Origin of the sequence: Rickettsiella endosymbiont of Aleochara curtula, from assembly GCF_964030935.1 — a bacterium.
Lineage (GTDB): Bacteria > Pseudomonadota > Gammaproteobacteria > Diplorickettsiales > Diplorickettsiaceae > Aquirickettsiella.
The window spans coordinates 926159-939498 of sequence record NZ_OZ034990.1 but is presented as its reverse complement, the minus strand read 5'-3'; the positions used below and the strand labels follow the sequence as shown (position 1 = coordinate 939498).

The window sequence follows — 13340 nt, the reverse complement described above, 5'->3', positions numbered from 1 at the left end:
TGTAAATAATGCTTCCATTACCTGCGCGTAAACGCTTCGGCCAACATTTCCTGCATGAGAGTTTTGTTATTGATAAAATCGTGCAAGCCATTGTACCTAAAAAAACCGATCATATGCTTGAGATTGGGCCGGGATTGGGTGCTCTAACCGAACGACTGCTGCCACATCTTAAAAGCCTAACCGTGATAGAACTAGATAAAGATCTTATTCCACTGTTACAAGAAAAATGTGCGACTCTTGGAGAATTAATAGTTTATCAGGGGGACGTCTTAAAAGTTGATTTTCAGAGCTTGAGCAAAACTAAACAGGTTTGGCGTTTAGTGGGAAATCTTCCTTACAATATTTCGACGCCCTTATTGTTCCATTGTCTTGAACAAGCCAACATTATTCAAGACATGCATTTTATGTTGCAAAAAGAAGTGGTGGATAGGATCAGCGCTCGACCAGGACAATCCAGTTATGGGCGTTTAAGTGTGATGATTCAGTATTATTGCCAGGTACAAAAATTATTTAACGTGAGTTCAGGAGCTTTTCAACCGCCCCCCAAGGTAGATTCGGCAGTGATTCGGCTTGTTCCTTATAGATTATTACCATACAAAGCCAATGATCCCTTACTATTTGCTGAGATAGTAAAAAATGCATTCAATCATCGGCGTAAAATGCTGCGTAATAATCTGGCACATTGGTTACAAGAACAAGAGTTTGAACAATTAAAAATTAAACCAACGCTGCGACCTGAGCAACTGGCTATTAGTGATTATGTGAAATTAGCTAATTTTGTTGCTGAAAGAAATGAGCATTGTAGGGACAAAAAATAAAAAATAGTTTGTCAGGGCGAGACCGAAATGTCAGTGAGGCCGCGGGCATTCAGCAAAATAAGTTTTTTACCGAATGACCACGCGCTATGCGCTCACAAGGTCAAAAAATTCTTGACCATAATAGCTGTTTTTTTTAGTAGTTCTTAGTGATGGTCTTTATGCTTATTAAAAAATTCATGTAAATCTTTTTGCGCTTGTTCTTTGCTGATGCCATATCTTTCCTGAATTTTTCCGACTAATTTTTCTTTATCGCCATGCAATTGTTCCCAATCATCATCGGTTAATTTGCCCCATTGCTCACGAAGTTTACCTTTAATTTGAAGCCATTTTCCCTTTAGCTCTTCTGGATTCATAATTGCCTCCTTGAAGGAACGTATTAAAAAACTATTTCCGTTAATTTTTATCTCATCCAGTATAGCTTAAGTTCAAGGACATTCAAGCTGCTGTAATTAAGGAGATTATATTTTTAATCCATCAATACGATGGATTAAATTAAATTTACGCGTTTTTCTTTACTTCAATAAGATGAATAGTGAATACGAGCGTTTGATTAGGCCCAATCGCTTTATCAACGCCATGCTCACCATAAGCGAGTTGCGGTGGAATGACGACTTGATAAGTTGCGCCCGGTTTCATGATCTTTAAAACTTCTATCCAGCCTGGAATAACATTATTTAAAGGAAAAGTTACTGGTTCTTTTGATTTCTCAAAAACAGTACCATTAATATAGCTTCCGGTATATTCAACCTTAACCATGGAAGCGTCAGTTGGACTTTCGCCACTGCCGGCACTTATAATTTTATATTGAATGCCACTTTTAGTGGTTATAACACCCGGTTTGTTTTTGTTAACCGCTAAAAAAGAATCGCCTTGTTCTTTATTTTTAAGACTAATATCTTTAAATTCAGCTTGTTTTTTGTTAATTAATTCTTGTTGAAAGTTATGCAAAATATCCGCCATTTGTGCTTGGGTTAATAATGTTTTTCCGCGAGAACCATCGGCCAATCCTTTCTCCAAAGCGATAGGGTCGACATCGATACCTTGTTCTTTAAAATTTTCAGCCAAATCGGCACCGATACTATAGCTTATTTGCCCTTTAGTGGTCTTTAGCACCGGAGAATTGCTGATTATTTTGGGGAAAGTTGCTGTGGGTTTAAGTTGATTAACCGTAACTGGAGGGGTACTCTGTGCAGCCAGGACGTTTGAACTGATGAGTAAACTAGCCAGGGCAGTCAATACAGGTAATCTTGTCATTGGATTTCCTCTTGAGAGACGGTATTAAAAACCGATATATTGCCCTAAGTTTCGTTAGAAAACTATAGTTAATTAACAAAAATTTAAAAATTATGCCATTTTCTACAGAATATGATGTCATTATTGTCGGCGGAGGTCATGCCGGCACTGAAGCGGCTTTGGCAGCAGCGCGTTTAGGCGCGTCTACTTTATTATTAACCCATAATATTGAAACTCTAGGGCAATTATCTTGTAATCCATCCATAGGGGGCATAGGAAAAAGTCATTTAGTAAAAGAGGTTGATGCTTTAGGTGGAATCATGGCCTGCGCAGCGGATCTGGCAGGAATACAATGGCGTACACTGAACGCCAGCAAAGGTCCTGCAGTGCGTGCTACAAGGGCGCAAATGGATCGTAATTTATACAAGCAAGCAATTCGTTATACCTTAGAAAATCAAGCCAATTTATTTATTTTTCAACAAAGTGTTGATGATGTAATCCTTGAGTCTGATCGTATAGTTGGTGTGGTAACGCAAATGGGGTTGCGTTTCTGTGCAAAAACTGTGGTATTGACTGCCGGTACTTTTTTAGCCGGAAAAATTCATATCGGTTTGCAACAAGCACAAGGAGGCCGTGCCGGTGATTCGGCGGCTAACTCCTTAGCAGAGAAATTACGTCAGTTGCCTTTACGCATTAAGCGTTTAAAAACCGGAACGCCACCGCGTTTAGATGGTCGTACGATTAATTACTCCATTTTGTTAGAACAACCGAGTGATGAGCCTTTACCAGTATTTTCTTATCTAGGAAAGATCGAGCAACATCCTAAACAAATTAGTTGTTTTATTACTCATACCAATGAAAAAACTCATGCAATTATTCGATCCGGTTTAGATCGTTCACCTATCTATAGTGGCGTAATAGACGGCGTAGGTCCGCGTTATTGCCCTTCTATCGAAGATAAAGTGGTGCGCTTTGCGGATAAATTATCCCATCAGATTTTTCTTGAACCTGAAGGGCTTAATACTCATGAAGTTTATCCCAATGGTATTTCGACAAGTCTACCCTTTGATATTCAGTGCGACCTAATACATAGTATTAAGGGTTTAGAACAGGCACATATTATACGTCCAGGTTATGCAATCGAATATGATTTTTTTGATCCACGCGATCTATTTCCGTCCTTAGAATCGAGATTAATAGAGAATTTATTTTGTGCAGGTCAGATCAATGGCACAACCGGGTATGAGGAAGCGGCTGCGCAGGGACTTATAGCCGGTTTAAATGCCGCTTTAAAAGCGCAAGAAAAATCCGCTTGGTGTCCGCGTCGCGATGAGGCTTATATCGGCGTATTAATTGATGATTTGATTACGCAGGGTACGCTCGAGCCTTACCGGATGTTTACCAGTCGAGCTGAGTATCGTTTGCTGTTGCGTGAAGATAATGCTGATCTACGTTTGAGTGAATCAGCCTATCGGTTAGGACTCATCAATGAAGCTCGTTGGCAAAGCGTTAATGACAAGCGCAGTAAGTTAGAACAAGAGCAGCAACGCTTAAAACAACTTTCGATTAAACCCAACACGCCGGTAAGTAAGGCTATAGAAGTACATTTAGGACAAGCTCTAACACGGGATTATCGAGTTTCTGAATTATTAACACGACCGGAACTAAGTTACACTGATTTAATGAAAGTAGAAGGCCTAGGTCCAGGAATCGTCGACTCGAGTATTGCAGAACAAATTGAAATTCAAGCTAAATATCAAGGTTATATTGATCGACAATTAGTGGAAATTCAACGACAAGCACGTTATGAAAATATTACTTTACCACTTAACTTAGATTATAACTTTGTTAGAGGTTTATCTAATGAAGTGAGGGAAAAATTAATTCAACACAAACCATTAAATCTGGGACAAGCATCACGTATTCCCGGTATCACTCCGGCGGCAATTTCTTTGTTGTTGGTCTACATAAAAAAGTAAAATAAACTAAGCTTTATGTCTATTTCTGAGTTTTTAAATTTTTCTATTCCCACAGAACCAAATCAGCGTTTATGTTTGTATAATCTTAAGCAAGATAGTCTTGCCTTAGCGTTACATCAGATAGCCGATAGCTATGAAGGTACAATTTTAGTTGTTACACCCGATAACCAAATGGCAAATCGGCTCGAAGCCGCATTAAAGTTTTTTTCGCTGCAGTTAACCGTTCTGAATTTTCCTGATTGGGAAACTTTACCTTATGATCATTTTTCCCCGCATCAAGATATTATTTCGCAACGACTTTCGACTTTAGCTCAATTGCATGATGTTAAGCGGGCTTTATTGTTGGTACCTATTACCACCTTAATGCAGCGTATTGCTCCACTTAGTTATATAAGAGCGACAAGCTTGAATATTACTTGTGGCGAAAAAAGATCCATCGAGGAACTGCGAAAAAATTTACAATTAGGTGGTTATCACTGTGTATCGCAAGTTTTAACACGAGGTGAATTTGCTGTGCGCGGATCAATTTTAGATATTTTTCCGATGGGTAGTGATTTACCTTTTCGGGTTGATTTTGCGGATGATGAAGTAGATAGCATTCGCCATTTCGATCCCGATACACAACGCTCCATAGAGAAAATAGAAAAAATAAATTTACTTCCTGCACGTGAATTTCCTCTGTCAGAATCCGCAATCAATTTTTTTCGCCAACAATGGCGCGAAAATTTTGTCGGAAACCCCTTAAATTGTCCGTTGTATGAAGCGGTGAGCGAAGGGCGCGCGCCAGCAGGGGTAGAATATTATCTACCGTTATTTTTTCCGCAAACCCAATTATTAATTGATTATTTGCCAAAGAAAGCCTTAATTTTACAAGTTAATAACGCTCAACTAGCCGCAGAAAATTTTTGGAAAGAAATTAATGAGCGTTATGAACAGCTTAGACATGATATAGAGCGACCTATTTTAGCGCCCAAACAACTTTATGTGGAAGTCGATGCGTTATTTACTCGATTAAAAGAATTTCCAAGAATTGTATTGCAGCAAGCTCCTACACAGTCTGCTGATACCTATAATACACTCGTTAAGAGCTTTCCCAATTTAACGGTTGATCATAAGCTTGAAGAACCTTTAGAGCATTTAAATGCTTTTTTAAATGAATTTTTAAAAGATCCAGAAGCCCGCGTGTTATTTTGTGTGGAAAGCGCAGGTCGTAGGGAAGTGTTGTTAGATTTACTCAATAAATTTTCTATACCCGTCTATCGTTGTGAGACTTGGCAAGAATTTTTGCATGACTCTGAACGCATTCATATCATTATTTCACCATTAGAGGAAGGTTTCTATCTAGAAAAACCAGCTTTAGCATTAATTAGTGAAGCACAGTTATTTGGTAATCAAATTATCCAAAAACGGCAAACTAAAACTAAAGGTTTAGATGCACGCACCATTATTCGAAATTTAGCAGAATTAACTGAAGGTAATCCGGTTGTTCATATCGACCATGGTGTAGGACGTTATCGGGGTTTACAGCATTTAAAAATAGATGATCAGGAAAATGAATTTTTGATAGTCGAGTATGCTGGAAAAGCAAAATTATATGTTCCGGTATCTTCACTTAATTTAATTAGTCGTTATAGTGGAAATGATAGTGAGCATGCTCCTCTACATCAATTAGGCTCGGATCAATGGGAAAAAGCAAAACGTAAAGCCGCCGAGCAAATGCGTGATGTTGCCGCGGAATTACTCGATATTTATGCTCATCGCGCAGCCCACAAGGGTTATGCTTTTCGTTTGCCTGAGCATGATTATCAAGCATTTACCACGCAATTTCCTTTTACTGAAACACAGGATCAAGAACAAGCTATCCAGCAAGTTATTAAGGATATGACCTCAGAATGCACCATGGATAGATTAATTTGCGGCGATGTCGGTTTTGGCAAAACAGAAGTTGCCATGCGCGCTGCATTTTTAGCCGTGCAATCTAATAAGCAAGTCGCCATACTAGTTCCAACCACATTATTAGCCCAACAACATTATCAGAATTTTAGTGATCGTTTTGCTGAATGGCCAGTGCAGATTGAAATGATTTCACGTTTCCGCAGTGTTGCATTACAGAAAAAAATTCTAGAACGTTTGCAGATGGGAAAAATTGATATTTTGATTGGTACGCACAAATTACTAAGTAAAGAATTACAATTTCCTCGGCTCGGTTTATTGATCATCGATGAAGAACATCGTTTTGGTGTGCAACAAAAAGAGCGTTTAAAAGCTTTACGCGCAGAAGTAGATATTTTAAGTTTAACCGCAACGCCTATACCGCGTACCTTAAATATGGCTTTATCTGGTTTGCGTGAGTTATCGATTATTGCCACGCCACCAGCGCGACGTTTATCGATCAAAACCTTTGTACAAATGCGTAATACTAGTTTAATTCGCGAAGCCATTTTGCGAGAGTTATTGCGAGGTGGACAAGTTTATTTTTTACATAACCAAGTCGATAGCATTGAAAAAACAGCTAGAGAACTAGAGGCATTAGTACCAGAAGCACGTATTCAGGTGGCGCATGGTCAATTACGTGAGACTCAACTCGAGCGAGTGATGGCAGATTTCTATCATCAACGTTTTAACGTATTGGTTTGTACCACCATCATTGAAACCGGAATTGATGTACCGTCTGCAAATACCATCATCATTGATCGAGCCGATAAATTTGGTTTAGCGCAACTTCATCAATTACGTGGCCGAGTAGGACGTTCTCACCACCAAGCTTATGCCTATTTGATGACACCTCCGAAAGAAATTATGACAGCAGACGCTGTGAAGCGTTTAGAAGCCTTCACTTCTTTAGAAGATCTTGGCGCTGGTTTTACCTTAGCCATGCATGATTTAGAAATTCGAGGTGCAGGTGAAGTGCTAGGTGAACAGCAAAGTGGGAATATGCACTCCATAGGCTTCTCACTCTATATGGAATTACTCGAACAAACGGTTGCTGCACTAAAATCAGGGAAAGAGCCTGCGCTAAAACCAGTTAGCCAAACGGTAGAAATTGATTTGCAAATCTCAGCATTAATCCCAGAAAATTATTTACCTGATGTACACACCCGCTTAATACTCTATAAACGCATTGCTCACGCAAAAGACGCCCAAGAATTAGAGCAATTACAAGTCGAAATGATTGATCGCTTTGGTTTATTGCCACAAGCCGTGAAAAATCTATTTCAATTAAGCGAATTAAAATTACTCGCGCAAAAAATTGGTATTAAAAAGATTGTGTCTGGATCTCAGGGAGGCCGCATTGAATTTAATCAAAATCCAAATATTAGTCCTGAAGCTATCATCCAATTACTTCAAAAAAATCCAAAATTATACAAGCTAGAGGGCCCTACTCATTTACGTTTTAGTTTTATACAACCTACTCCCGAATTCAGAATAAAAAATCTTTATAACTTATTAAATAAGTTTATCTCAAAATAAAATCATCAATTTTCTTGTAAATTAGATTATTTTAAAATAGCCTTATTAATTAATTTTGTATTATTATAATAATTTAAATATTTGTTTAAAATATTATAATTAATTTTTTAATTAAAATTTAATATTCAAGCATGCGAACAAGGAAAGTTATCATGAAATTATTAAGTTATTCTACATGGAGTTTGTTTTTTATGACTATTCTGCGGTTGGTTAGCGGATATACCTGTCCTAGTGTAGGCATGATTAATTCAAGAATTGATGCAAATAAAACCATGCGATTTCCATTGGCGGAATGTGTTATACCGACGCGTCGAGGTTATGCTTGGCTTTATAGAGACAATACCAATCAAATACAAAAATTTTACAATGGAGATAGCCATGTGGCAGAGGTTGTTTCTATATATTATCAAAAACCCACTGCTTTAATGAGTCCTTCCTTAACTTGCTTTTATAAAGATAAAAACAAAAAGTTTTTTTCTTTAGTAATGGGAGATAAAGGAGCCTCACGAGTTAATACTTCAGCGATAGAAAGCAATTGTAGGTATTGGAAAATATTTCATAGTGATGGTCTCTATGTTTGTGGAGAGGAAACAGAAGTAAAAAAATATTTAAAAAATTGCAAATTTCATCTTAAATCACGTTGAGATATAAGGAGATTACGCTAAAAACAGATTAGTTAAACACGATATATTGTTATAAAAAATATTATCAAATATTAAAACTATTAAAAGGAAAACTTATGAAAATACTAAACTATTCTAGCTGGTATTTATTATTTACGACTATTATGCAGGCGGTATTGGGATACACTTGCCCCAATATTACCGAAATTAATAAAAAAATAGATGCTAAAGAACCGATGCGTTTTCCATTGATAGAAGGGGGTCGCACGTTTTGGCGTCACAAAAATTTAAATAATCAAATTGAAAAATTTTATGAAGGAACGGCAAGAACGACAGAAATCGGAGGAATATATTATCTAGCACCGCCAAATTCAACCCTAATGTGTATTTATAAAAAAGCTAGTCAAGTTATGTTTTTTTCTTTGGCAGCCGCAAAAAAAAGGGTTAATGAAGTGAATGCTTCATCGATTATTGGAGGCGAAAATTGGGTTCCATTTGATCTTAATCTTCCAGGAACATATTCGTGTGGAGATGATAATCAGCCAAAAGAAAATATAGAAAATTGTCAATTTAATCTTAAAATTTCTCGTTAATACTTGCCTGACTGTATAATAGTCAGGTAATTAAATTTAAAAATATCCAACAATATATAAATTTGCCGCCCCGCTTTGCACCTTAGCTTGAGTCAATCAACATTGGAATTAAAAATTAGAAAATTAGAAAATTAGAAAATTAGAAAATCTATAAAAAATCTTGGTAAATATTTCTTTTCGTGTTAAATTTTCCCAGCTTTAATTTTTTAAAAAAGGTTACTATGATTTTTACAAATATTTTTACTCCGGCCTTACAATTTTTCGCGGCAGTTCAATCAATTCTTATTGGTACAAAGTTAGATGAGTTTACTTGCCCAAGTACTCAACAGATTAATGAAAAAATAAAAGCAGGAGACAGTATGATATTTCCTGTTGAGGGAATAGCAGGTAATGGCTTTGAGTATCGAAATAATAATAACCAAAGGGTCCAGCATTATAATAGAACTAATGTAAAGAAACTTAATACTGTGTACTTTCAGACAAAACAAGACGGACTAAATGCATCCGCTAATTGCGATTATGTAGACAATAGAGGTATTCGTTTTAGTTTGGCTGCGTTACCAAAGACTGTTGATAGTGTAGATACCACTAAAATGAATAGAAATGCTTGGAGCGATTTTTTTGGTGGTGGTTTAAAGGATTGTGGTTATAGAAAAATGCCAGAAGAACAAATACTTGAAGAATGTAAATTCCCAATGAAAAATAACTAAGTTTTACTTAGGGCTGAATTTTTACATAAGATTGGTTGCGTATTTGACGTAACCAATTTTTTAATGCTTGTTGAAATTTACGTTGATAAACTAACTGTGCGGCTTGCTCGCGTGAAACATTTTGCTTAGTTTGTAATTTTTGTGCCCGCCCTAAAACTTGTACGATGTGCCAGCCAAACTGCGTTTGAAAAGGCAAGCTAATCTGATTGATGGTTAATTTTTTGATTTGTGCTTCAAAAGTAGGATCAAATAGGCCAGGTAAAGTCCAACCCAGATCACCACCTTTATAGGCAGAACCGGGATCTTGAGAATACTTTTTAGCAAGTGTTGCAAAATCACCGCCGCGCAAAATGTCCGCGCGAATTTCATTAAGGCGTCTTTCAGCTTGCGTATTATTAAGCAAAGGAGAAGTTTTAATTAAAATATGTCGTGTATGTGTAGATGTCACATAATGGGTCGCTGAATTGTCTCCATGCATTTCTAGTAAGCGAATAAGATGAAAGCCGTTGTCGGCTTGGATAGGCCCAGTTACTTCACCGGGTTTAAGTTTTTGCACAGGGGCTTGAAAGATATCAGGTAAATCATTTAGCGGGCGCCAACCTAAATCACCACCGGCTAGTGGAGGATTAAATTGCTTAGCTTTTCCTATCAATTCTTGAAAGGAAATTCCCTGCTTTGTTTGTTGTAGTAATGATAACGCTGTTGCTTTAACACGAGAAATATCAGCGGCGGATGGCTTATTGGGAAAAGGAATAAGCAAATCTTCAACATGGTAAGCGGTTTTTTGCGCAGCTGATTTTGGCATATGTGCTAACATATCCTTGGTTTCTTGATCCGTTACGGTAATCTTTGCAGCGACTTCATCTTGTTGCAGCCGATTAATGATAAGTTGTTGACGAATTTGTTGTCGGTATTTGGCATAAGGTATATTTTCTTGTTGTAATTTTTCACGCAATTGTTCTAGCGTAAAACCATTGCGTTGCGCAATACTCATAATGGTTTTATCTAATGCAGCCTCATTAATTTTTAATCCTGAACTAGCGGCTAATTGTAATTGTAATTCATTGTCTATCATCTGCTGGAGCACTTGCTTACGAAAGCTAGCAGCGTCTGGGATAGATTTATTTTCAGATAGCCACTGTTGTCGAGTCATTTCAATTTGTTCACTTAGCTGCTGCTGCGTGATGACATGGTTATTAACCACGGCGACAATACGATCCAAGGTTTCGATGGCATATAAGGGCTTAGCAGATACTAAGCAGCTGAGTAAAATAATAAATGGAAAAATTTTTTTAAGAAAGTCCATAATCGCTCGTTACTAAAAATGAGTTGCGCTAGACTGAAAATTATCAGTATAGCCAGGGATATTACTCGTTAAAAAGTTGGTTATATCACTGATACCTACGGTACTCAAGCCTTTGAGTTGAAATTGGAAATAAACAACATTATTAAATATTGGGCTACTGTTTTGATTTAAGGCAAAAAAAGTGCGGCCAGCGACAATTCGAAATGCCCAGCAACAACTATCATATTGTAATCCATAGAAAAAACTTTGGGAGTATTTATGACTAAAGTTATAGTTCCAACCACCAACTGTACTCCATTGATGCTTAAGTGGCGTTGCGAATGAAAAGCCTAGTCGATTAAAATCATTTTGATGGCTATTCGGTGGTGTAGGGGGGGTAGTGACAAACAGATCACCAAAACGGATACGCCCATAGTTAATATTAAACAACTGATTAGGGCGAGGATGATACTGTACGTTGGCGGCAGCGTTAATAATATCGTGACTGGTGGGATCCCAAGCAATGTTGGCAGTAGTGCTCCATTGCGGATTGACATTGTAGTTGATCTGACCTGCAATCGGCGAAAATTTTTCAGTAGGTGAAGTGGCTCCTACTACGGTGAATGGATTGGCACACAAGGTTCCAGGTACGCTTAATTGTCTTTCTAATGGACCACATAAAAAGACACGCCTATCTTCAAAATAATATATTTGACCAATGCTAGCTCTTAGTTTTTCTTCCCCCGTGTATTGGTCCAATAATCGAGTGGTTAACGCATAACTAATTTGATTCGCATCACCGATACGATCATAACCGCTGAAACGGTTGGTCATGAAAAGACTGTCATAACTAAAAGGCATAAGTGCGCTATCAAAAATTGGGATATTACTTTGATCACGATAAGGAACGTTCAGATAAAAAAGACGTGGCTCTAGGGTTTGTAGGTAGGCATGTTTACCCCATTGAGTTTGACGATCAAAATACAAACCACTATCGACACTAAATAGAGGCGTTGTGCGTTGGATTTCGCTTTTATACCCCGGCACTTGGTTCAATATATTATAGTGTGTCAGACTAAGTTGGACGCGTGGAATAAGATAGGCTTCTTTACTGCGCATGGGATAGCTGATGGAAGGGAAAAGATTAAGACGAAGTGCCTGCGGCGGTTTGACTAACTCACCAGGATTATTTAAGCGTTGAAAATAAGTCAGTTGATTGTTTATTTGTACATTAAACCCATGAAAATCTTGCGTGGTACTATTTAAATCGATCTCAGGTAAACTATTATAAGGATTGTTAATTGGCGATTGGTTTAAAGGATGCAGCGTTTGATAGCGATTGAAACTCGTCGTAAAATTCCAAATATCACCGGTATAATTTAATTGTGCTTGTTGAGCCAGCTGGTTAATGGCGATAGTAGGAGGCTGGTTAAAGTCCTGCAAATAATAATCATCACCGACCCAATTGAAGTTTACCGTACTGGTCCAACGTGGCGCCCAAAGCCGTTGTTCTTGCCAAGTAAACGCTTTTCGCGCAGTGTTTGGATAAATCAATGGGCTGGTGTTGGGGTAAAGCAACGGAATCTGATCCGCAAGCCGAGCTGCAGCTCGGTCATAGGGGAGATAATTAGCAATGATTATCCCGCGACTCTTGTGAGTTAGATAGCGAAATTGACCGCCTAATTGTACTCCGCGTTTGCTTAAAACAGTGGGCGTAAATAAAAAATCATAATTAGTCGCCACATTCCAATAATAAGGAAAACCAATGCCTAATCCTGATTGAGAAGAGGTCCCAAAGTTTGGGAATAAGAAACCAGATTCACGTCTATCATCAATAGGAAAGGCAAGATAAGGACTATATAAAATAGGTGTACCCCGAAAATCCAACCAGGTATTGTAGGCTTTGCCGCGACCGGTATCACGATTTAATATTATTTTTTTAGCAGAAAGTTTCCAAGTTGGATTAATGGGCGAACACGTTGAATAGGTACTATTATGTAAAATAATTAAACCAGGGTTGGTTTGCTCTACGGCACTTGCAGATCCCCAAGCATTAATCGGCATGCCTTCATTGGTGCCGAATAATATAGTGGTATTTCTTAATAAAATACGATAAATAATATCAGTCAGATAACCGCTTTGATTGTTTAAGTTTAAATGGGCCTTTTTTGCCTTGATTAAAAGATTAGGCTCTTGTAGCTTGATTTCACCGAGTAGATCCATATTAGTAATCTTCCCAGTTTTTGGATCACGATAAAAATAAACTTGATCGGCATACAATAACCGGCCTGGTTGTGTAATAACGACATTACCACTTAAAGTAGAAGTCCCTTCAAATGAAAAATGGGATTGCGCAGCATCAATATGTGTAAAAGCTTGATTAACTTTACTCAAAGAAATTCTTGTATAAGCCTGTAAAGGATCTAAATACTCTCCTTTGCAAATACCGAGTTTACTAGGCACCCAACCTAATTGTTGTGCCATAGTTTGTTCTGCCGCCAAACCGGGTGAGACAAAAGATAAAAAAGTAACATAAATTAAGCATCGAAGGCTTATGGAATCTTTTTTTTGGGGAGTTAGATTACTTTTTTTTCTATTGTTCATTAATTTTTTTTAGCTCCCTGGTGC

10 protein-coding genes are annotated in these 13340 nt (G+C 37.7%); 6 read left to right on the top strand and 4 right to left on the bottom strand.

Annotation, left to right across the window (positions count from 1 at the left end; genetic code table 11):
• The first annotated feature begins 8 nt into the window (after positions 1-8).
• Complete coding sequence (rsmA, locus tag AAHF87_RS04080; RefSeq protein WP_342147193.1) at positions 9-818, top strand: 16S rRNA (adenine(1518)-N(6)/adenine(1519)-N(6))-dimethyltransferase RsmA; 810 nt, start codon at positions 9-11, stop codon at positions 816-818.
• A 143-nt stretch (positions 819-961) separates the two neighbouring features.
• Here the strand turns inward: rsmA and AAHF87_RS04075 are convergent, their stop codons facing one another.
• Together AAHF87_RS04075 and AAHF87_RS04070 are read right to left on the bottom strand one after the other, a co-directional pair.
• On the bottom strand, positions 962-1171 hold the full coding sequence (locus tag AAHF87_RS04075) for a CsbD family protein (protein ID WP_342147192.1): 210 nt from the start codon (positions 1169-1171) through the stop codon (positions 962-964).
• A gap of 145 nt (positions 1172-1316) precedes the next feature.
• Positions 1317-2072: an FKBP-type peptidyl-prolyl cis-trans isomerase gene (locus AAHF87_RS04070; RefSeq protein WP_342147191.1), complete on the bottom strand. Its 756-nt coding sequence runs from the start codon at positions 2070-2072 to the stop codon at positions 1317-1319.
• 92 nt (positions 2073-2164) lie between these two features.
• Between AAHF87_RS04070 and mnmG the strand changes: the two genes are divergently transcribed.
• The 5 genes from mnmG (at position 2165) to AAHF87_RS04045 (ending at position 9427) form a co-directional block, all read left to right on the top strand.
• A complete protein-coding gene (gene mnmG, locus AAHF87_RS04065; RefSeq protein ID WP_342147190.1) occupies positions 2165-4030 on the top strand; it encodes a tRNA uridine-5-carboxymethylaminomethyl(34) synthesis enzyme MnmG in 1866 nt (621 codons plus the stop codon).
• Between the two features lie 15 nt (positions 4031-4045).
• On the top strand, positions 4046-7501 hold the full coding sequence (gene mfd, locus AAHF87_RS04060) for a transcription-repair coupling factor (RefSeq protein WP_342147188.1): 3456 nt from the start codon (positions 4046-4048) through the stop codon (positions 7499-7501).
• A 152-nt stretch (positions 7502-7653) separates the two neighbouring features.
• Positions 7654-8145: a hypothetical protein gene (locus tag AAHF87_RS04055; RefSeq protein ID WP_342147187.1), complete on the top strand. Its 492-nt coding sequence runs from the start codon at positions 7654-7656 to the stop codon at positions 8143-8145.
• Between the two features lie 95 nt (positions 8146-8240).
• A complete protein-coding gene (locus AAHF87_RS04050; protein WP_342147186.1) occupies positions 8241-8717 on the top strand; it encodes a hypothetical protein in 477 nt (158 codons plus the stop codon).
• Between the two features lie 221 nt (positions 8718-8938).
• Complete coding sequence (locus AAHF87_RS04045) at positions 8939-9427, top strand: hypothetical protein (RefSeq protein ID WP_342147185.1); 489 nt, start codon at positions 8939-8941, stop codon at positions 9425-9427.
• A gap of 7 nt (positions 9428-9434) precedes the next feature.
• On the opposite strand, the gene AAHF87_RS04040 is transcribed toward AAHF87_RS04045, so the two are convergent.
• Together AAHF87_RS04040 and AAHF87_RS04035 are read right to left on the bottom strand one after the other, a co-directional pair.
• Entirely contained in the window at positions 9435-10733 is a 1299-nt protein-coding gene (locus AAHF87_RS04040; RefSeq protein ID WP_342147184.1) for a peptidylprolyl isomerase, read from the bottom strand.
• 12 nt (positions 10734-10745) lie between these two features.
• The gene (locus AAHF87_RS04035) at positions 10746-13316 is read right to left on the bottom strand and encodes an LPS-assembly protein LptD (RefSeq protein ID WP_342147183.1); all 2571 of its coding nucleotides are present in this window, start codon (positions 13314-13316) and stop codon (positions 10746-10748) included.
• Positions 13317-13340 lie beyond the last annotated feature (24 nt).